General features: G+C 54.2%; 24 protein-coding genes. 5 read left to right on the top strand and 19 right to left on the bottom strand.

Translation table 11 applies throughout. From position 1 onward, the window contains the following. Positions 1-10 precede the first annotated feature (10 nt). The 12 genes from I6G83_RS09575 to I6G83_RS09520 form a co-directional block, all read right to left on the bottom strand. The gene (locus I6G83_RS09575; RefSeq protein ID WP_054305220.1) at positions 11-520 is read right to left on the bottom strand and encodes a TadE/TadG family type IV pilus assembly protein; all 510 of its coding nucleotides are present in this window, start codon (positions 518-520) and stop codon (positions 11-13) included. Then, positions 520-1257: a tetratricopeptide repeat protein gene (locus I6G83_RS09570; RefSeq protein ID WP_071889226.1), complete on the bottom strand. Its 738-nt coding sequence runs from the start codon at positions 1255-1257 to the stop codon at positions 520-522. The genes I6G83_RS09575 and I6G83_RS09570 overlap by 1 nt, the downstream gene beginning before the upstream one ends. Further along, on the bottom strand, positions 1244-2086 hold the full coding sequence (locus I6G83_RS09565) for a type II secretion system F family protein (protein WP_054305221.1): 843 nt from the start codon (positions 2084-2086) through the stop codon (positions 1244-1246). Before I6G83_RS09565 ends, I6G83_RS09570 begins: the two co-directional genes overlap by 14 nt. Next, positions 2086-2964, bottom strand: a complete 879-nt coding sequence (locus I6G83_RS09560) for a type II secretion system F family protein (RefSeq protein ID WP_054305222.1) — start codon at positions 2962-2964, stop codon at positions 2086-2088. The genes I6G83_RS09565 and I6G83_RS09560 overlap by 1 nt, the downstream gene beginning before the upstream one ends. Before the next feature lie 3 nt (positions 2965-2967). Next, positions 2968-4248 (bottom strand): CpaF family protein, encoded by a 1281-nt coding sequence (locus I6G83_RS09555; RefSeq protein ID WP_054305223.1) that lies wholly within the window; start codon positions 4246-4248, stop codon positions 2968-2970. Further along, positions 4249-5364 (bottom strand): hypothetical protein, encoded by a 1116-nt coding sequence (locus I6G83_RS09550; RefSeq protein WP_071889227.1) that lies wholly within the window; start codon positions 5362-5364, stop codon positions 4249-4251. An 11-nt stretch (positions 5365-5375) separates the two neighbouring features. Next, positions 5376-5852, bottom strand: coding sequence for a hypothetical protein (locus tag I6G83_RS09545; RefSeq protein ID WP_054305224.1), 477 nt, complete (start codon positions 5850-5852; stop codon positions 5376-5378). Then, entirely contained in the window at positions 5849-7234 is a 1386-nt protein-coding gene (locus I6G83_RS09540) for a type II and III secretion system protein family protein (RefSeq protein WP_225365667.1), read from the bottom strand. Before I6G83_RS09540 ends, I6G83_RS09545 begins: the two co-directional genes overlap by 4 nt. A gap of 8 nt (positions 7235-7242) precedes the next feature. After that, entirely contained in the window at positions 7243-8079 is an 837-nt protein-coding gene (locus I6G83_RS09535) for a hypothetical protein (protein WP_054305225.1), read from the bottom strand. A gap of 24 nt (positions 8080-8103) precedes the next feature. After that, entirely contained in the window at positions 8104-8538 is a 435-nt protein-coding gene (locus tag I6G83_RS09530) for a prepilin peptidase (protein ID WP_054305226.1), read from the bottom strand. Positions 8539-8625: 87 nt separating this feature from the next. After that, positions 8626-8856: a Flp family type IVb pilin gene (locus I6G83_RS09525; RefSeq protein ID WP_054305227.1), complete on the bottom strand. Its 231-nt coding sequence runs from the start codon at positions 8854-8856 to the stop codon at positions 8626-8628. Between the two features lie 157 nt (positions 8857-9013). Beyond that, positions 9014-9607: a winged helix-turn-helix domain-containing protein gene (locus I6G83_RS09520; RefSeq protein ID WP_054305228.1), complete on the bottom strand. Its 594-nt coding sequence runs from the start codon at positions 9605-9607 to the stop codon at positions 9014-9016. Between the two features lie 1088 nt (positions 9608-10695). On the opposite strand from I6G83_RS09520, the gene I6G83_RS09515 reads away from it, so the two are divergent. After that, positions 10696-11082, top strand: a complete 387-nt coding sequence (locus I6G83_RS09515) for a colicin D domain-containing protein (RefSeq protein WP_082394640.1) — start codon at positions 10696-10698, stop codon at positions 11080-11082. Then, complete coding sequence (locus I6G83_RS09510; RefSeq protein ID WP_054305230.1) at positions 11079-11360, top strand: colicin immunity domain-containing protein; 282 nt, start codon at positions 11079-11081, stop codon at positions 11358-11360. The genes I6G83_RS09515 and I6G83_RS09510 overlap by 4 nt, the downstream gene beginning before the upstream one ends. Positions 11361-11395: 35 nt before the next feature. Here I6G83_RS09510 and I6G83_RS09505 read toward each other — a convergent pair whose 3' ends face one another. From I6G83_RS09505 to I6G83_RS09480, 6 genes are all read right to left on the bottom strand, one after another. Continuing rightward, the gene (locus I6G83_RS09505) at positions 11396-12436 is read right to left on the bottom strand and encodes a hypothetical protein (protein ID WP_054305231.1); all 1041 of its coding nucleotides are present in this window, start codon (positions 12434-12436) and stop codon (positions 11396-11398) included. Positions 12437-12481: 45 nt separating this feature from the next. Further along, entirely contained in the window at positions 12482-12892 is a 411-nt protein-coding gene (locus I6G83_RS09500) for a putative T6SS immunity periplasmic lipoprotein (RefSeq protein WP_072186080.1), read from the bottom strand. An 89-nt stretch (positions 12893-12981) separates the two neighbouring features. After that, on the bottom strand, positions 12982-13371 hold the full coding sequence (locus tag I6G83_RS09495; protein WP_054305233.1) for a putative T6SS immunity periplasmic lipoprotein: 390 nt from the start codon (positions 13369-13371) through the stop codon (positions 12982-12984). Next, positions 13368-13901: a type IV secretion protein Rhs gene (locus I6G83_RS09490; protein WP_072186075.1), complete on the bottom strand. Its 534-nt coding sequence runs from the start codon at positions 13899-13901 to the stop codon at positions 13368-13370. Before I6G83_RS09490 ends, I6G83_RS09495 begins: the two co-directional genes overlap by 4 nt. Before the next feature lie 253 nt (positions 13902-14154). Then, positions 14155-15207, bottom strand: coding sequence for an AraC-like transcriptional regulator QhpR (gene qhpR, locus I6G83_RS09485; protein WP_072186081.1), 1053 nt, complete (start codon positions 15205-15207; stop codon positions 14155-14157). Between the two features lie 148 nt (positions 15208-15355). Next, positions 15356-16360, bottom strand: coding sequence for a phosphotransferase enzyme family protein (locus I6G83_RS09480; RefSeq protein ID WP_054305235.1), 1005 nt, complete (start codon positions 16358-16360; stop codon positions 15356-15358). A 243-nt stretch (positions 16361-16603) separates the two neighbouring features. On the opposite strand from I6G83_RS09480, the gene eat reads away from it, so the two are divergent. Further along, complete coding sequence (gene eat / locus I6G83_RS09475; RefSeq protein ID WP_054305236.1) at positions 16604-17968, top strand: ethanolamine permease; 1365 nt, start codon at positions 16604-16606, stop codon at positions 17966-17968. Positions 17969-18000: 32 nt separating this feature from the next. Beyond that, positions 18001-19341, top strand: a complete 1341-nt coding sequence (locus I6G83_RS09470) for an aspartate aminotransferase family protein (RefSeq protein ID WP_054305237.1) — start codon at positions 18001-18003, stop codon at positions 19339-19341. A 126-nt stretch (positions 19342-19467) separates the two neighbouring features. On the opposite strand, the gene I6G83_RS09465 is transcribed toward I6G83_RS09470, so the two are convergent. Continuing rightward, positions 19468-19812 (bottom strand): putative T6SS immunity periplasmic lipoprotein, encoded by a 345-nt coding sequence (locus I6G83_RS09465; RefSeq protein WP_232238953.1) that lies wholly within the window; start codon positions 19810-19812, stop codon positions 19468-19470. Between the two features lie 296 nt (positions 19813-20108). On the opposite strand from I6G83_RS09465, the gene I6G83_RS09460 reads away from it, so the two are divergent. Next, positions 20109-20981, top strand: a complete 873-nt coding sequence (locus I6G83_RS09460; protein ID WP_054305239.1) for a phosphorothioated DNA-binding restriction endonuclease — start codon at positions 20109-20111, stop codon at positions 20979-20981. Positions 20982-21088: the final 107 nt, after the last annotated feature.

Genomic DNA, 21088 nt, shown 5'->3' with positions numbered 1-21088 from the left:
TCCGCGCCGATCACTCCATAAATTTGGAACGTTCAAATTCCTGAACAAAGATCACCTCACGATTCATTAAGTTATCGGCCCACATATGAGGGAAGGGAAAAAACATCGGATGGTAGCGGTAGGAGAGCTGATAACGCGCCAGCGGCCGATAGCGTGAGCTGCCGCCGCCGCCGGTCGCCACCATATCGTCAATCGAACGGGCGTAGCCGATGTTAATCGTCACCGCATCCGCACGTGTTAAAAATCCCCACAGTGAGCCGCCCTGTTCGGTCAGGCGTTTTTCAAACCGGGCGCGGTAACCGCCGGCCTGGGCGGCGGAGGCGTTTTTCGCCTCTTTCGCCGCCTCGGACACCGCCAGGTCGATAACCGAGGAGACATAGGCCAGCCGGGCGCTTTCAGCCATAAACAGCACCAGCATAATGAACAGCGCAACCGTCAGCGCAAATTCGATGGTCGCGACGCCGCGCCGGTCTTTAACCAGCGCCCAGCGCGACGCTTTGCTTTTCCAGCCGGCCAGCATTACCCCACCTCCCGACCGGTCGGCGTTACGCCTGACAGCGCATCAATCAGTTCATCCGGGCTGCGGGACAGGTGCTCGCTTTCAATAATCGCGCGGGCATAGCGGCGGTCGCCGACTTTCACCAGCGACAGCACCAGATTACGCAGCATCTGCTGCTGTTTTCTGCCGCGCAGATATTGCGGCAGCAGCAGCCCCACCGAGTCCTGGTAACGTCCGTCCATCATCGCCACCATCGCCAGGTTATTCAGCGCCACATCGTCCGCAATAAATAACGCGCGCGATTTCTCTATCGCCCGCTGGCCTTCGTTCAGCTTGCCGGACAGCGCCAGCGCCACGCCGCGCAGGTTATACGCCTCTGCGCTCTGCGGATCGTGCTGCAGCATTTTATCCGTGACCCGCAGCGCCGGGCCGTAATCGCCCAGCGCGATCATATTCTGCGCCTGCAGGATATACACTTTCAGATCCGGTTTGGCATTCAGCGGCTGTAAATAATACAGCGACGATTTATAGTCGCCGGCCAGATAATAATATCGCGCCAGCTTCAGCCTGATGTCCGGGCGGTCGTTATTCTTCAGCCAGCTTCGGTACAGCGTAATCAGCCCGCTGTAATTTTTCGTTTTCAGCAGAATATCTTCCTGATACACCACCTCATTGCTATCTTTCGGCGCATGGGGCGCACAGCCTGAAAAAATTAAAGCGCACAGCGTCAGCAAAACACATTTGTTAAAACATCGCATTTTTCATTATCCTTAAAATGCCGGGGGCAGCGATTAATACGGTTATCGGGAACATAATAAACAGGATCAGCGGCACGCTCATTTTGGCCGAGAGACTGCCGATCTTTTCTTCCGATTCGAGCAGTTGCAGATCGCGAATATCCTTCGACAGCTCCATCAGGTTTTCATACAGCGAGGTGCCGTAATGCACGCTCTGCTGCAGCGCCGAGCAGAACATGCGCATTTCGGTCATATCCATCGCGCGATACAGCTCCAGCAGCGCCTCTTCCAGCCCGCTGACGCCCGCGCGCTTCACCAGATAGCGCATCAGCGACGCCAGGTTTTCATCCAGATCGTCAGAGCGCTCGCCGATAAACTTAATCGCGCTTTCCACCGTCATCCCCGCCTGAATGCATACCGCAATCAAATCGACGAAATAGGGCAGCGCGTCCAGCATCAGCTTCACTTTTGTCTTAACCATCGGCCTGATAAGCATCGCCGGCGCGACAATGACCAGCACCATCACCAGCAGCATTATCATCGCCAGGCCTTTAGCGCCCACCGGGAATAAACCCAGCAGTTTGGCCGCCAGCAGCAACGCGCCGCATCCGCCCCACAGACGTAATTTAATCGACAGGTTGTCGTCAATGCGCTGCAGGCTGCGCATCAGCGCGTTATTGCTGATAATAATGGCGCGGTAATCCAATAACGGATTTTCGCCCTTTTTATTACCGCTTTCCTCCGCTTCAATAACCTTGCGTCTTTTTCCCCACACCTGGAATTTGAACAGCGCCAGCAAGAACAGCAATACGCCCGGCAGCAATACCATTGCATAAAACAGCATATTCATCAGGTGGCCCTCTTCACCAGAACCCAGATAATGCCCATGCCAATGGCTTCACTGCCGATGACGTAATACAAAATCAGGCGTCCGACGGGATCGTTAATAATGAAATCGAAATTCTCCGGGCTGAAATACTTCATGCCGCATAAAAACAGCAGCGGAATGGCGGCGACGATTTTGGCCGACATCCGCGCTTCGGAGGTCATCGCCGCCTTGCGCCGCGCCATATTCTTGCTGTTGGTGATAATGCGCGACAAACGCCCGACCAGCACCCGCAGCTGACCGCCGCGCTGCAGGCTGACCAGCATCACGATCACAAAGAAGTAGAACTCGCGGTAGCGGTATTCCAGCCAGGCGTCTTTAAACACCCGTTCCGGCTCCTCGCCCAGATTCAGCCGGCGGTCAATGCGCTTGAACACCGCGCCCAGCTCGCCGTCCACCCCGTCGCCGCAGCGGTGCAGCGCCTGGTGAATACTGTTCCCCGCCGAGATGGCGGCGTTAATCACCGCCAGCACCTCCGGGAAGCGGTTGTCAAAATAGCGGCGGCGCAGCGCGCGGCCGATGCTGATCTGCGCGTAGAACACGCTCAGCAAGACGGCCGGTAAAAAAAACGCCAGACTGAAGCCGAGCCAGTTGGCATTCAGCAACAGCAGCAGCGCGACAACGATAGAGGCGGTGACGGCTCCTTTACGCCCCCGCCAGGTGCCATTGCCCAGCGCGTACCGCTGCCATTCCCGCCATAAAGGTTTTAGATGCCTCTGCAGCAGCGAGGGACGCGCATTGGCCGTCTCATGCGCAACGCTAATTGAGCCGGACAGCTTTTTCAGGCGATAGTAATTCACCAGTAAAAGCGCCAGGCCAAGTACCAGAATCAAATAGGGCATTCGCTACTCCATGCCGAAAATTTGTTTTAACTCTTCGTTTAAATTAAACATAATGGCGTTACGCATCACGGCAGAGCGCATCAGCAGACCGTGATTCACAAACTCTCCCTGTATTCTTCCCTGTTCATCACGTTCCGACTGGCTTTGGAAGGAAAAAATATCCTGAAGAATAACGCGGTCGCCTTCAATGCCCATTACCTCACTAATGTTCATTATTTTTCGCGAACCATCATTTAATCTCGTCGACTGAATAACGATATTGATGGCGGAAACAATATTGCGCCGGATGGAATCAATAGGAATATTCATCCCCGCCATCATCACCATATTTTCCAGACGCGAAATGGCATCGCGCGGGTTATTGGCGTGCAGCGTCGACATGGAGCCATCGTGGCCGGTATTCATCGCCTGCAGCATTTCAAACGACTCCTCGCCGCGGCACTCGCCGACAATAATGCGATCCGGTCGCATCCTCAGGGAGTTGATCAGCAGCGCGCGCATCGTCACCTGCCCGGTGTTCTCCACCCCCGCCAGACGAGTTTCCATCCGCAGCACATGCGGCTGCATCAGACGCAGCTCCGCCGCATCCTCCATGGTGATGATGCGCTCCGTCGGATCGATATATTTGGACAGGGCGTTCAGCAGCGTGGTTTTCCCTGAGCCGGTACCGCCGGAAATAATGATGTTCAACCGGCAGCGGGCGGCGATAATCAGAAAGTTGGCCATCTGACCGCTCATGGCACCGAAGCGGATCAGATCCTCCAGCTCAATATTGCTCTTGCCGAACTTACGGATGGAGATCGCGGTGCCGTCCAGCGCAATCGGCTGGATGGCGACGTTCAGACGGCTGCCGTCCGGCAGACGGGCGTCCACCAGCGGCTGGCTTTCATCCAGGCGACGGCCGACCCGCTGCACCAGACGTTTGGCGATATCCGTCAGTTGGGCGTTGTTGATAAACCGCAGCTCCGTCTGCTCCAGTTTGCCGCGCCGCTCGACGAAGATTTTTTCCGGGCCGTTGACCAGAATATCGTTGACGGTGTCGTCTTCCAGCAGCGGACGCATCGGGCCGAACCCCATGATTTCATCCGCCATACACTCCGCCATACGCTGCTGATCGTGGCCGTTCAGATAGAGGTTCTGCTGCTCTATCACCCGCTCCAGCAGCCGGTTCATCTCCACCAATAGCTGGCTGCGGTCATGCATCAGATGTTCGAGTTTATTAATTTCGATATTCTTGATGACGCCTTCACGCAATATTTCCTGTAGCTCAATGCTCATATCCATTTACGACCTCCTTTTTATTTCCGGTAACCAGCGAAAACGCGGGCCTTTCGGCTGAGGAAATTCGCCCAACACCTGCTGCAGCAGCGTTTCCAACTGCTCTTTTTTCGGCCGGAATCTCAGCGCGGAGAAGCGGGTGTCCGTGCGCGCATTGCGCCAGGGAAAAACAATATCCACCTTGCGCCCCAGCAACAGCTGCAGGTCCTCTATCCCCAGCATCTCCGAGGTCACCGGACGGCTGTCGTTCAGGCAAATAAACAGACGCCGCGGCGTATTTTGCGTCCGGCAGATAACATCGTGGATTTCGGCGATCTGTCGCACCGTCCGCACCGACGACATGGAGCGGTCCAGCATCAGAATCAGGCAGGAGGTGCGCTCGACGATGCGCCGCAGCTGTTCCTTGTCGGCGGAGTTGATCGACTCTTCAAAAATAACGAAGTTATATTTTTCAAAGGATTCACTGTCGAGATCCGGGAAGCTCGCGTCCGTCCAGCTCATCGCGTCCAGATACCGGCTGATGGGCATCAGGCTCTGGGTAAACTTTTTATCGAACAGCAGATCAAGATCGCGTGAACCGGATTTCCCCTGGATAAACAGCGTCGGTTTCTGGCGTAGCTGCACCAAACGATTCACCAGCTGATAGGCGATCGTGGTGTTGCCGATACCGCCCTTACAGCCCAGAATGCCGATATTGACCGACGCGCGCCGCACCTTCGCCGCGGTGCCCGCGGCGGCGGCCTGCACCAGTTCATCCGCCTGCGCATGCAGATAGAAATAGTGAACGCCGTGGCGGGCGAACGCCTGCGCCAGCGAGATGGAGTCGCTGTCGCCCACCGCGCAGCACCAGACGCCGCGCGGTACGATGCCCTGAATCGACAGGACAATATCGTCAGCCTGCTGCAGCGCGCCGATATCAATAATCACGCCCCAGGCGTGGGAGGAGAGCGTCATGTCGCTCGGCTGCCCCGGCGCCCAGGTCACCGTCTCCACCTTGTTGAAACCGGCCTGGCTGAGCTGCTGAGTTAATTGTTTATTCACTGCGTCACGCGCGGAAAGGATATAAAAGACCTTATCCGTCTGCGCCGATTTTTCTTCTTTCTGTTGGGGGAATAACAGCATCGTCATTATCCTTAAAAATAAAACTTGTTCGGATTGCTAATAATGGCGCTGCGGGTATTGTTCAGCGCGCACCCCAGGTCATCGCGATAGTCAAAGCGATAATTTTGCTCGGCGTAATGACAGTCCGGTAAGCGCAGCACAATCTGACGGATTCTGATCTCCAGCCCGCTGACGGCCTGCCGTTGGTAGCCGCCGCTTTCCGGCGCCAGCACCACCCGTTCCGGCGCGATGCCTTTGCCAATCAGCATGCTGCGCAACATTCTGGCGCTGCTGGCAAAACCGTCGTCGACCCAGACCAACCGGATGCTGCCCGAGAAACGCGGGCCGGTCAGCGACAGGATCTGCCCGGCCATAATCTCCAGCGCAACCTGGCCGGTATCGCTTAATTGCAGTTGACGCTCATCAACGCGCGGCATACGCCATGACTCGGCATGGGCGGCCGATGCCAATGCAACGACCGCCAATAACAGGCAACACAGCGTTTTCATTTAATAAATCCTCCCTGTTCAATAAACTCCTGGGCCAGCTTGCGGTCGCGCAGATTGCTGATGCCGTCAACGTTGAAAAAACGCGCCCAGGTAGAACTGCGCTGAAAATCAGGCAACACCACGTCCCGTGCGCCGACGGGCTTCACCAGATTCACGGTCGCCACCACCATCAGTTCTCCACGTTTGCGTGACGTACTGGCATTGCGGAACAGCGCGCCCAGAATCGGCACGTCGCCGATAAACGGCACCCTGGACAACGCCTCGCGTTCGTTACTGCTGATCAGACCGCCGAGCAGGAAACTCTCGCCGTCCGCCAGTTCCACGGTGGTGCGCGCCCGGCGCGTCTGGAAGGTGGGGAAACTGTTGCCGGCGGAGGTGCTGAAGGTGTCGTCGACGTTGCTGACCTCTTCGCCCAGCATGATGCGGATACGGTTGCTGCTGCTGACCTTGGCGCCGACATTGAGCTTGATGCCGAATTCCTTGTACTGCACGTTGGTGCCGTTATTGTTGGAGGTGGTGACGACCGGAATCTCACCGCCAACCAGAAATTCAGCCGTTTCGCCGGACAGCACCGAGAGGTTCGGCTCCGCCAGCACCCGCGCCACCGAGTCATTGCTGATGGCGTGCACCAGACCGGTCAGGGTATTGGCGTCGAATTTAATAAAACGGAAGGTGCCGGTCGCCGAACCGACGGTTGACCAGTCGATCCCGACGTTATCGGTAAAGTCCTTGGTCACCTCCACCACCGACAGCTTGACGTTGACCTGATTGGTCGACGGCAGCTGCAGCTTATTGATCACCCCCTTATAAACCACCTCATTGAGCCAGTTGCTGCCATTTTGCCCTTCTCCGCCGCCGCCGCTGTTGCCGCTGACATCGGCGATCTCTTTTTTCGTGACCTGTTGCTGGGCGCCCACGCCCTCCCCGACGATTTGATACACTTTGTCGCGGTCCTCTTCTGTCGCCACGGTGCCGCTGATGACGTAGCTTTTGCCCATTTTCTGGATGGTGACCTGGCTGTCCGGCGCGATTTCGGTAATATGCTTTTGCAGTTCGCTCAGCAGCGCATCCACCACCAGCGTCGCCTTCATAATTTGTTCGCCATCCTTATCAAACGCCACCAGCTCGGCGCGCCCGCTGTCGCGCGCATAAATAATCAGCCCGCGGTCGCCAATGACTTCATAGTCGACAACCTCAGGGGCCGAGATAAAGACCGTATCGATATCGCCCTTAACCTGAATATTTTGCGTCGCGCCTGGGTTCATATAAATTTCCTGCGCATAGCTGCAGTGCGCCAGGAAAATCCCGGCCAATGTCAGCGCACAGCGCAGTGCGCCCGCCAGCGCGGCGGACCAGCAGACGGCCTTATTCTGAGCTTTCATCAAAAGAATCACTTCTCACCCCGTAACTCTTTAATTGTTTTAAATTGAGGCAAAACCTCATCCATGTTTATCTTTTGTTTATTACCCATACCGTCTTCTGCGGGGAATAATAAAATCTCTCCCGATTTCTCAACGACCCTCAGGTCTGCTAATTGTTTCTGATCCATACGCAGCACAATTTTCCCTACGTATTTATCACTATCAAAAGCGTTCGTTTCTCCTTTTTTCTCCTCACGCTGAACATCAAGAATGCTCAACGGCCCGCTAATTCTTCCCAAGGCATATTTTTTATTTGTTGACCCCGTACCGCTGCCTACGCCGTCCGGCGTTGCCGCACCGGCTTTTGCATCGCGGCTTTTATCAACCTCGGCAATCCTGATATACAGGGCAACCTTGTCGCCAACAGACAGTGAGGAGAGCAAATACTCCTCCTGAGGGCGAACCAGATAGCCATAAGGCAATTCATTTTTTTTAAGACTGTGTAATAAAAAAGTTTTACTCAGCGGCGACTCAACCGCTTTGGCAACAATGGCGCTATGTTTAGCAATATGATTACGCACTAAAAAACCGTTGAGATCGGATGAGCCCATGGCGGCGATATCTCTCTCATCCTGGCTGTCTTGCGCAACCTCAATCGTTCTCAACCGATAATCTTTAACCTCAATAATGTCGTGAGGCTTAAGATCGCGTAATGTTTCCGCAATCGTGATGGATTTAGTTTTCACGCCGGCAGACACCGTTTGCGGCGCCCCGACGTCATCAGCATGTCGGCCCTGTATAAAAATGCCCGCCAGCCCGATCACAATGACCGTGACAGACAGGAAAAATAAAACGCGATGATTCATTAAAATATCCCTTTCAATCAACTGTTATAACGGGGTTTTAAACGGCAAAGTCAAAACAAAGGCTAATGAGATGGCAACGCCATAGGGAATGCCTTGCAGGCGCGTTGCCCGGTTAAAAAATATCAGGCCGGCAACAGCGATAAGACCGCCGATACATGCGGTCATAAATAAAAATGCCGCCAGCGATGAATCGGAGAGCAGCAACGACAGTAAGGCCATCAGCTTTACATCGCCGCCGCCAATGACGTTGAAACAAAAAAGAAGATAGCCGACAAACAGTATGCTGATTGCGGCGATAAAGTTGGGGTATATCTGCTGCATGACCGCCAGAGGCAACATGATAATCAACAGCAATAACAGGCTGCCATGAGGGATCACCCGGAAGAGAATATCTTGCCAGGAAATAAATACCAGCACGCAAACCAACAGCATAAAATTGATAGATAGTAAGCAGCTCATGGGCATCACTGTTTATTTAACAGGGTTAAAAGTGCAAGGCCATCGAAATGCCTTGCACTTTTAATGATAAAAATAACTTAGAGGACGTTAGCTTTTTGAGATTGTGACGCTCTTAATCGCATCCGCAATTTTATCAAACGTCTCTTTCAGCGCCCCGAGGAAGCCGGAGTTCTGATCGCCCAAAACGAAAGCCAGTAACGTCGCCATCGCTACGCCAATCAGCGCATACTCAATTGCCGTAACGCCGCGCCGATCCCGGGCAAACTTCTCCAGGTTCAGCTGAGCGGCAACAAAGTACTTGGTGGTTAATTCGTTCATCTATGATTCCTTGTTAGAAAATAAACTCAAATTTTAGTAATAACGCTACATTAGGGTGTATAAACCAGCATTTGGTTTACGGGGCGAACAATACCGGCCAGGGCGATGATTGTCCTTTGCGTTTTTACATTACTTTTCAATAATCATTAGCTGGGTGTTAGTGCAAAATAAAATAATAGACAGTAAGAATAAGCGTGGTCAGCCAGCATACGGCCAGCACGGCTAAAATACTGATAAGTTTGTTCCAATGCGGCGAGTTATACCATTCAACGGTGGTATTTTTTTCCGCCAGTATGACCTTATTTTCCTCATAATGAATCATTGCCGTCGCCGTCGTTTCCTGGAGCTGTGGCTCCTGGAGTTTCGCGTCCTCGGCTATTGATGCATCATTGTCATCGCCTTCCGGTTTGCTTTCCTGCACCACCTTCCCCAGATAAATAACGCCTTTACGGGGAAGTGTTTTTATCAGCTCGCCGGACAGGCCAACCAACTCAAAGGCTTTTCTAAGGATATATATTTGCCCGTAATAACTACTATCGGTTACCGAGCCGCGCTGTTCGTGCCAGACTTGATTAATAATTTCCTGTTTATCCGTCTCACCCGTTACCAATAAGAGCAAAAAACGATAGCTATTTTCAGAAAGACTGGCGACAACGCCGGACTCACTGACAACACACCGCTTTCCCGGCAGAAACCGCACACCTTTATCGAGAGTAAAGACAACATCATCAAAATTTTTTAACTGCCACATACCTCATGCGCTTAATGCGCCTCCATGCTGACGCCTCCATGCTTTCTCATGTTTGCGATTATGTTCAGTGAATAAAGCTCGACTTAAGCTCTAATGGGCATTTCCTATAATGATACTCGTTCCCTCATCTGGTAAGAATAGAAAAAACCTCATTTGATCTCACCAAGGCTTACCAATACCAAACCTAATGTCTACAGAAAAAACCGGACGCTATATTTTAAGTTAATCACGAGAGTTCAGAGGGAAACTAAGCATCAATAATCTACCATAAGAAAAAAAGAGACAGTAATAACAGTTTGTTACCCGCTTTAGCGCCGGACTTTGCGCACCGGCTCTGCCACTTACAGTATCAAGAATAATTTATCGCAAAAATACAAAGTATCAGTCATAACGACTACCCTATGATAATTTTTTAGCCTTAGCGGCCTAAATGCGTCTGTTATCAATAGTTACAAAGAATAAAAATAAGATGCGACTTAATTAAAACCACTCTCGTATGGAAAGTTATCTTCACACCCTGGAGCCTTATGCGCGATATCCTCACCCAAGAGGCTATTCCTTTACAGAGAATACATACGCCAATCTCAGATAGGATAAATCCCGCAAATAACCATTTGGAATGTAATGTTATCGAATATGTAAAAACAGAATCCCCGCGACATATCGGCCGGTAATATGCCATAGCGCATGTCCAATGCCCTCCAGACTCCCCTGTACGCCGTCACATAGGCTGCAATTTAACTTAACGGCAGAATGGTAATATATGCAATACCGCGCCGCTGCGAACCTGCCCGAAAGGGAGTTCTTACGTTTTGCACTTACAAATAACCTTCACGAACTTCATTCTTTCTCGAACAGAGATCGCCATCACTGAATGGTATGGCAAACAGCGTATTTTCAAACGCGCATAGTTTGCCATTGATAATATTCACATTTTAGGTTGGGTCGGTATTGCTTCATCAAGAGCGGGCCAGCCGCACCTTATTAACCCGCACAGTGATGGTGAACGCCGCTGTCGTCGCCTGAGCGCCGGGAGAATAGATCGCGCAGGAGCTGCCCTCCAGCTAATGATTAAACAAGGACAAGACATGAGTAATGAAAGAAACGGTGGGGATCAACCAGGAAACGAGCTTGGGTGGTATGCCTACCCTGGCGATTCGCAGAACGCTGAGCGCGAGCTCGGCAAACGGTTGGATAAAAAATTTAAGCATGCGGCAGAGTTCGGCATCGCCGACACGCAGAAAAACCATGCGGCGCTGATAAAATTCCGTGATGCCGTTACGGCTCATTTAACAGACCGCGATACCATAAAGTGGGGCACCTATTTGCCGATCAAAGATTCTACGGTTTTTTTCAACACCAAAACAAAAAACGTTGTTGTACTCAGTGGTGATAATCATTTTGTTTCCGGCTGGCGATTACAAGAAGGCACTCAGCAATACAAAAAATGCATTGAACAAGGGATTTTGGGATGAGTAAAAAGCTGATTGATTTTGCCAGGAATTTTATTGCATCCAACATCGATGCAGATGAATTTGCCGATCCGTATATCGCTATGTGGAAAGCGGAGAGGAACGCCAGGCAGTTAACCATCGACGGGCCAGACGTCGATGAGGCCTCCTCCAGCCTTTTCTGCCTCGCGGATAGCTATAACCCGGACGTAAGACGTGAAGAGTATGAGCTGGATGACAATGCGCTGAGAACAGGCGTAAAAGCGACGCTTGAGAAATTTAATCTCCTGCATAACGTATAAGACACCACAACGCTGCGGGCTTGCGCCCGCAGCGTTTATTCTGCCGGCAATACATCATCGTTAACCCGGTTAAGAATATTATCCAGACCGTCGCCAAGCTGATGACGCAGCAGATAGGCGCTGACCTCCTGCTCCCATCGCTCACCATTACCGAGAACAGCGCGGCTGTGGGTAGCGGCGTACAGATAACGGGTATCGTACAGATTGATTAATGACTGGTTGACGCTGTCTATGCTGCATTTGGGATTCTTACGCAGCTGCTGCTCCAACGCTCCGGCAACCCGGGCCCGATGCTCCGGATCCGGAGCCAATGTCTGTTCCTTCAGCTCGCTGAGCACCAAAAACTGCGGCGGTATTCCCTCTTCTATCGCCGCCTGCAGGCGGTAGTGACCGTACAGAACCACAAACGACGCCAGACCGGCGATGTACCAGACCAGTATCGGCGGCAACGTACCTTCGCGGCACTTTTTGCGCCACCATTTCAGTCGCCCGGCCTCTGCCTGCACCGGATAACGGCCAAGCAGTAAATTACCGCCCCACCACCAATCAACCAGACGCACCTTCACCGGTTCAGCCAGATCGGGAAAATCTTCGCCATACAGGCACCAGTCACACCCCATATCCATACTGCTGGCCGGCGCATCAAAACGCCAGCTTGCCAAAGGCGTGTCCTGCGCCTGAGACGAGAACATCGGCCTTAGCAGCCAGCGGCCCGGGGCTAACAACGGCGTGGACACATCCAGCAGCTGACGGGCGAAATAGCGGCACCACTCGCCCGTCCATTGCGTCTGTCCCTTGTTCCTGACCGACTCCACGTCGTGCGAGGTTACCGGCGGCAGAAGACCTTGCTGCCCGGGATGCTCAACGTTCATCACCAGCCAGACGCCGGAGTGATCTTTCAGCATCGACGCCCAGAACAGATTATCTCCCCGCACCTGCAGCGCCATGCGCCCATGGTGGCCGCTGAGCATCTCCATCGTCTGCCCCGCGCCCTCGGATTTTCGGACTATCAGCTCCAGCCCTTGCCAAGTCTTGTTACGATCCAGAAGATCTTGCCACCAGTATGCTGCCGCCATCTTTCCCTTTCCTTCACTCGACGTAATCGGTTAAAGCCGTGCCCGCTATTGCAGCACATTTGCCTCCAGTTGGCCGTTATTTTCCCACAGGCTAAAGCTGACGCCGTAGATGCGCGCTGCGGGTTGAACGCCTCGTTTAAGTTTGGCCTGCGACTCCAGGATTACCGAGAAGCCGTAGGCCTTGCCCACCTTAAACGGGTAGTCGAACGTGGGAACACACTTATTCACTGAGGCGGGAAGATTCAGGTCATATTTTTCCAAGACATGACGATCGTCTCCGACTTCACGGATACTCACCGTCACAATTTGCTCGTCCCCTTTCGGTTGCACCATCATGCACACCTTATTCGCGACCGTCAGCACTTTGGCCCGCATCAAGGGAGGCCGCGGGTCACCAAAATGAAAACAGCCGGAGAGTAAAAATACCAACGGCGTAAGACAAAAAATCCTTTTCATCGTTATTATTATCCCCACATGGAAAACATATAGCTCCCCGCGCCGTACACAGCGTCAACAGGGGAACACTTAAGGCGCTTAGCTGGAATTTATCTCTTCTTAAGCGTTATCTCTTCGCCCTGCCTAGATACCACAAAGTTAGCGATATAGGCGTTGTGCGCGGTATTTACCGTCACGCTGTACCCCTGTTCCGGGACAAAATTATACTCCGCTATTCCCGGCAGGCACTGGCCAGGCGTTAAACTGAGTTTGTTCAGCTTATCGCCATAGGCTTTTTCATACACATAAGCGCCGCTGGCGTTGTGCCAAATGGCAATCCTGCGTACATCTTCTCCTTTGGCGGCGATATCATCCTGATTAACAAAGACGCATACCCGGCTGTTAACCACGCTGGCCTGCGCCGGATACAGCGGGAATTTGTCCCCCATCCAGCAGCCGGAAAGGAGCAATAGTAGCGTCAGTAGAAAAGCTTTTTTCATACGGATAATCCTGCATGATGCATCATTGACTTATATATGGGTAGGATACTCTTATCTATACGCCCTATGTAACACCTACCATAAAAACCATGAAATATTCCCAACCCATAGTTTTTTATATAAAAGAAATCTGCAATGATAGATGCCTGTTGTTCCATCGGGTAATCACCGAGTCTAGATTTATTTAGCTTATAATTATAACTAACCGCCCAACTAAAGAAACCTCTCGCCCTAACCCACATGCCTTTTTGGTATTGCCAAACATGGGCCATTTCATGAATGAATACATATTGTTCATCTGGCGGCCTTGTAGAAAAATCTTCTTTATAGAGGTGCTTTCTAAAATAAATCTCGCCATTAGGTGCCATCGCGACGTTAGACTTTTGTAATCCAAAGGGTAAATAGCTATCACAATGTATCCAAACTTTGTGATAGGCAATCGCAATGCCAAAAACGGTTTTTGCTAGAGCTATTTCACCTAAAGTCAGACGCCGCAGTGAACCTTCCTTGTTTACATGTCCATTTTCCATATAAAAAAACCCTGTCGTCCTGAGCAGGATTTAATAAGATCATTTTTAGCCAAGCCAGTCAATCGGTGAGTTCTTACGCACAACTCGTAATATTTTTAAGCAAAGAACTTTCTTATATAACAAGCTAACCCTATTTTTAATTGTTCCCACAATGATTGAGCCTCCCCGTTTTGCAAATATGAACGCTATAATCCACCACCTCTAACGTTTCGTTCCGGTCTAAAAACTACACGTGTACGCCGCATTAAAACCGCTAACCCGCCCTGGACTGGCGGTAGTGGCGGGGGCTACAGCCAAACCAGCGGCGAAATGCCCGCGAAAAGGCGCTTACCTCGGAGTACCCCAGCAACAGCGCCATTTCCGAAACGGAAAGATGCTGCTGCCGCAGGTAGTGGATCGCCATCTCTTTACGCACCTGATCAACCTGCGCGCTGAAGCTGGTATTTTCCTCACGCAGGCGCCGCTGCAGAGACCAGGCGGAAAGCCCCTGCTTTTCAGCAACCGCCTCCAGCGACGGTTCGCCATTAACCAGCTGCAGCTGGATGCCGGTCCGGGTCAGGTGAACGCAGCACTGGCTCACCGGATCCGCGCTCAGACGCCGGATCGCATCCTGCATAACCAGCAGCAGCATCGGATCGTGATCGGGCATTTTGCGCACAACGTCGGCTTTATTAATGATCATGGAGTTAAACGGCTGCTCAAAATAAACCGGCGCGTCAAATACCTTACAGTGCTCATGCCACTGTTCCGGGCGGGGATGTTCAAAATGCACTTCTCTGGGCGCCCAGTGCTTGCCCGCCGCACGGCGGATAAGGTTCAGAAACATGCCCAACGTCAGCTCTGCATCCTGACGCCGGGAGAGGATCGCCCCGTGGCGCACCTGATAGTCCAGCTGCCAGCTGTCATGGCGTTCGGTCAGTTGGATCAGCGTGTTGTGCTGATGGAACGGAAAGGCGCTGACCAGGTTGCGCAGCGCCTGCTCGAGAGTGGCCGAGCACAGGCCGATATAGCCGATAAGCCCTAATGACTGCGGCCGGAACTGCTGGCCGTAATACAGCCCGAAATTATCACAAACGGCCAGGTGGGCCGCCTCCTCCATCACCCGGCAATAGCTCACCAGATCCAGACTCAGGGTCGGGCAGGAGAGATTCTCGGGATCAATACCGCTGATACCGAAAATTCGGTCAACGTCCCCTCCCTGGGAACCGATGAAATCACTGAGTCCCGTTGCGGCTGCCGACAATACACCGCGGTTCCCACCCACTGCGCCGGAGAGCGCAGACAACGCACTGTCTGATTGCATCATGGTCATGATTGATTCCACTGAAGGCTACGCATAGGCAGTTCTCCAGCAAGAAATATACCAACCATAATTTTCTTATAATCAGTAGATTATGAAAGCAGCCACCGATGATTTGCACCATGGTCACCCCGGATGCGCCAGGAGTGTGCGTTCATACGCCGACCGGTAACGCCGCGCCGGCCAGATAGCGTTGACACAAACGCACGGTATCGCTGCTCCAGGCATCCCCCAGGCTGCGCGCCATCTCCGTTTCCCGGTGCGAGCCCACCCAGGCGGTCAGCTGGATGCGCCGCTGGATCAACATCGCCGGAACGATCGCCAGCTCCCGATCGCTGATATGCGCAACCTGCTCATATCCGCGCAACCAGTTTTCGATCCACTGCGGCGCGCTGGCGTGGTGCTCCACAAAACTGATGGCCGCAGCTAAATCATGCAGATACCACCCCATACCGCAGTCATCAAAATCAATCACCCGGGTTTCCCCACGATGTAACAGCAGATTGGTTAAGCGCAGATCCGCATGGATCAGCCCATAGTGCTGCGGCGACTGACCAAATTCCGCCATCTGCCGGCCCACGTGCCGGATAGCCTCCTCGATCGGCTGATGTGCCTGCGGATCGAGGCCGGGCGCATCGCGCCAGTCTCCCCAGTGGCTGGCCGCCGACACCATGCTCTGGTGATCCCAGATAATGCGGCGAAAACCCGCAGGCTTTTGCCAACTGCGGCTGTGCTGGTGTAGCCGCGCGGTGATATTTCCCAGCTGACGGAAGGCCGCCGGGTCGATGCCGGTTGTCGGCATTTCCCCGTCGATCCAGTGAAACAATACGCTGTAGCGCTGGCCGCCGTCGGCCAGGGGTAACCGCTGGATCCGCTCGCCACGGCAATCCCTGATCGCCTGCGGCACCGCAATGCCTGCTTCGCGCAGGGCATCCAGCCAGAGCAGCTCACTTTCAATATCCTGACGATCGTGATAATCGCCACGGTGAATGCGCAGCGCAAACCGGCGGCCGCCATGGGTGACCTGCAGGGTGGCATTTTCCGAACGGCACAGCAGCCGGACCGCGGCGCCCGCGTATTGCGGATAGTTGGCCAGCGCCCGATCGGCCAGCCGGAGGATCGTCCCGTTACTCAGGGTGTCGTACTGTTTCGCGCTCATGTCCAGCTCCGTTGTTTCTGAAGGTGGCTTCAGAATGGCGCTGAACCTTTTTGGCTGGCTTGACGCGGCGACAGAGAAAGTTGACCGCAGCCGACGTTTCCCCCCGCTCACTCCCTGAATTGACCTTAGCCGGCGGCCATCTGTCTTCTGCGGTCAAGTTTTTCCCGGTTCGGCGGGCCATTATCAACATGCCAGCGTTAATGGCATCACATTTCTTCTATGACACCGACGGGGAATGCAGTGATGAAAAAGACACTTAAACCTACTCTCGGCACCCTACAGCTGTGGGGAATTGCCGTCGGGCTGGTGATTTCCGGGGAGTATTTCGGCTGGAGTTACGGCTGGGGAACGGCAGGCACGCTGGGCTTTCTGGTCACCACCTTATTTATTGCCCTGATGTATACCTGCTTTATTTTTAGCTTTACCGAACTGACCACCGCGATCCCGCAAGCCGGCGGCCCCTTTGCCTATAGCCGCCGTGCATTTGGCGATACCGGCGGCCTGATTGCCGGTATCGCCACGCTGGTGGAGTTTGTCTTCGCCCCGCCGGCTATCGCCATGGCGATTGGCGCTTACCTGAATGTCCAGTACCCGGAGCTGAACCCCAAACTGGTCGCGGTCAGCGCCTATCTGATCTTTATGGGGCTGAATATTGTCGGCGTCAGCATCGCCGCCACCTTCGAACTGCTGGTCACGCTGCTGGCGGTCATTGAATTACTGGTCTTTATGGGGGTGGTCGCGCCCGGCTTCAGCCTGGCTAACTTTGTCGCCCACGGCTGGGCCGGCAGCGACAGTTTCTCTGCGGCGTCCATATCCGGTATTTTTGCCGCGATCCCTTACGCTATCTGGTTTTTCCTCGCTATCGAGGGGGCGGCAATGGCCGCCGAAGAGGCCAAGGACCCGCGCCGGACCATCCCCAGAGCCTATATCAGCGGCATCATCACGCTGGTTGTTCTGGCGGTAGGCGTGATGGTGCTGGCCGGCGGCGCCGGCGACTGGCGCACCCTGTCTGACATTAACGACCCGCTGCCGCAGGCGATGAAAATGCTGGTTGGTAGCGATTCCCGCTGGATGCACATGCTGGTGTGGATCGGCCTGTTTGGCCTGATTGCCAGCTTCCACGGCATTATCATGGGCTATTCCCGCCAGTTCTATGCGCTGGCCCGCTCCGGTTATCTGCCCCCTGCGCTGGCTAAGCTGTCACGCTTTCAGACCCCGCACCGGGCGATACTTGCCGGCGGCGTCATTGGCATTGCGGCTATCTTCTCCGATGGCATCAGCCTGCAGGGCATGAGCCTGACCGCCGCGATGATCACCATGGCGGTGTTCGGCGCCATCGTGATGTACATCATGAGCATGCTGAGCCTGTTCAAACTGCGCCGCAGTGAACCCGGCCTACTCCGCAGCTACATGGCCCCCAGCTACCCGTTAGTCCCTGCAATCGCCCTGTGCTGCGCCGTCGTTTGTCTGGCCGCCATGCTGTGGTTTAACCCGCAGATTGGCGCGCTATTCCTGGCGTTTATGGTTGCGGGCTATCTCTATTTTCTGACCACGCATGCCCGGAGAAATGCGCTTGCCCGCACTCCGGTTGCCGCAACCAACGAATAAGTCCGCCTCTGCGCCTGAATCAAGGAGTCATTATGACCGTACAATCCACCATCATGGACACCAACAGCTTTCGTGCCGAGCATGCCGACAGTCTGGCCCCGGAGATCCGCCGCTTAACCGATAAACGCAGCAAAATCCTCGGCGAGTCCTACCGGCTGTTTTACCGTAATCCGGTGCATCTGGTGCGCGGCCAAGGCCAGTATCTGTGGGATAAACAGGGTAATAAATACCTGGATGTTTACAACAACGTCGCCAGTATCGGCCACTGCCATCCGGCGGTGATCGACGCCGTTCACCAGCAGATGACGCAGTTAAATACCCATACCCGCTATCTGCATGAACATATTCTTGATTACAGCGAGTCGCTGCTTGCCACCCTGCCCGCAGAAATCAACCGGGCGATGTATATGTGCACCGGCTCGGAGGCCAACGATCTGGCGATTCGCATTGCCCACGCCTGGAGCGGCGGCACCGGGATTATTGTCTCCCGCGAGGCCTACCACGGCACCAGTTCGCTCACCTCCGGCGTATCACCGGCGCTGGGCAGCGGCCAGCCTCTGGCCCCTGAAACCCGCTTAGTGGCCGCGCCGGATTTTTACCGCAACCAGACCGCCGACCCCGGAGCCTGGTTTGCGGCGGAGATTCAAAAGCAGATTGATGATATGGCGGCCCACGGCGTTAAGTTTGCCGGTTTCCTGGCTGACTCGATTTTCTCTTCCGACGGCGTGTTGCCCGGCCCGCGCGGCTTTCTGCAGCCGGCGATCGACGTCGTTCATAAAAACGGCGGGATTTTTATTGCCGATGAAGTCCAGCCCGGTTTTGCCCGCACCGGCGAAGCATTCTGGGGATTTGCCCGCCACGATGTGGTGCCGGATGTCGTGACTACCGGCAAGCCGATGGGCAACGGTTTCCCGGTCTCGGGACTGATGGCCAAGGCGGAGGTGCTGGCGGCGTTCAGCGATGCGCTTCCCTATTTTAATACCTTTGGCGGCAACCCCGTTGCCATGGCTGCGGCCCAGGCGGTGTTGAACGTGATTCAGCAGGAAGAGCTGCAGGCCCACAGCCGGCATACCGGCCAGCAGCTGCTGGCGGCGCTGCGCACCTTGCAGGATAAGCATGAATGCGTCGGCGACGTGCGCGGCGCAGGGCTGTTTATTGGCTTCGAGCTGGTCACCGACCGGGAAAGTAAGCAGCCGGATAAAGCTTTGGCGCTGAATCTGATCGAAGCGCTGCGCGAGGAGTTTGTGCTGACCTCCGTGGCCGGGCCTTACGGCAACGTCCTTAAGCTGCGCCCGCCGTTATGCTTCCAGGAGGCAGATATCGACTGGCTGGTGAGCGCACTTGACCGCTGCCTGACTCGCTTACGCGGGTAAGATCAGCGCGGCTGAGGGCGGCAAAACGCCAGCTTCAGAAAACGGCACGAACTGAGTCAGGGAGAGAGCCTGGCTCAGTTGGTGTTGGGGATAAGATAAGGTAGCGGCGCCGGACATCGCTAAAGATCATCGTTGGTACTGCACTATTTGCAGCCTGCCGTTGTTATCTTGCGTCAGGGAGAAGCGCGCCGCAAACAGCCGCCCTTTTTCCGTGGGGTTCTTTTCCAGACGGTAGTAAACGGCATAGGTGTTATCAGGCTGGAACGCAAAATCAAAGGTGGGCAGGCATGCGCCCTTTACCGCCTTGAGTTGCTTATCCGCATCACCAAAGGTTTTATACATCTCCTGCCCCGCATCGCTGCCAAACTGGGCAGAGAACACCTTCTCCCCCTCTTCGGCCGGAACGGTGATGCAGACCCGGTTATCCACCACCGCAGCCTGCGCCGGCAGCGTAAGCGTTACCGGATCCATCGGGCCGGGGCACCCCGTCAGCAGGAGTATTGCTCCCGATAATATCCATTTGTTCATGACTTACCCTGTCCATTTTCCATATGAAAATCCTGCCATCCTGAGCCAGATGAGATAAGAGCACTTTCTCAGCTGAACCGTCAATCGGTGGGGTCTTACACGCATCTGGTAAACGCGTTGCGTAACACGGGCCGTCGCGCATCCTGCCCGGTCTGTTTACCGCAGCCGTAGCGATTGAATTTCCCCGTATTTGCGAGCATGATCGCAATAACATCAGTCCGTTAAAGCGGTTCATCCCTATGACAACATTTGCAGCACTACAATCGGCCATCTCTAACGTTTCGGTATGGCGTCAGGGCGACGTGTGCGCGCCGCATAAGCCCTTGCTGCTGCTGTATGTGCTGTCGCAGTACAAAGCCGGTCATTCGCGCCTGTTTAACTACGGCCGGGAGATCCATGAGCCGCTGACCCGGCTGCTGAAAGAGTTCGGCCCCAAGCGCCGCACCGACTACCCCAATATGCCCTTCTGGCGCCTGAGGAGCGACGGGTTCTGGGAGATCGCCAATGCGGAGAGCTGTAAACCGCGCAAGGGGAACACTCAGCCCACCAAAAAGGAGCTGATTGATAACCAGGTTGCCGGCGGCTTTGATGAGGCGCACTACCGGCGGCTGCAGGAACACCCGCAGGAGATCGATAAGCTGGCGCAGCAGATTCTGACCGATCGTTTCCCTGAAAGCGTCCAGCGCATTCTGGCCAATCAGCTGGGCTTTGATTTTATCGATCGTTCCAACAATCGCGATCCGCGTTTTCGGGAGATCGTGCTGCGCGCCTACCACTCCCGCTGCGCCTTCTGCGGTTACGATCTGCGCCTGGACGGCGCGCTGGTCGGCATCGAGGCTGCGCATATTCATTGGAAGGTGTACGGCGGTCCGTGCGTGGTCAGCAACGGGATAGCGCTGTGCTCGCTGCATCACTCCGCCTTTGATATGGGCGCGTTTGGGCTGGATGAAGATATGACGATCCGCATCTCCGGCGGCGTAAGCCGCAGCCCGGTGGTGGATCAGCTGTTCTGGCAGAAGAACCAACAGCGGCTGTTGTTGCCTCATGACAAAGCGCTATGGCCTGCGGAGCAGTACGTCGGCTGGCACCGAAAGCAGATTTTTAAGACTTGAGAGAGAGAACGGTTTAGCAGGTAAAAAAATTAAGAAACTCGATTTAATTATATGCAAGGTCGGACTCGCCCTTCAATGGTAATCAACTGAAACATAGACAATTAATC

Source organism: Serratia rubidaea (genome assembly GCF_016026735.1).
Lineage (GTDB): Bacteria > Pseudomonadota > Gammaproteobacteria > Enterobacterales > Enterobacteriaceae > Serratia_B > Serratia_B rubidaea.
The sequence above is the reverse complement of the archived record's forward strand: the minus strand, read 5'-3'. Positions and strand labels throughout refer to the sequence as shown.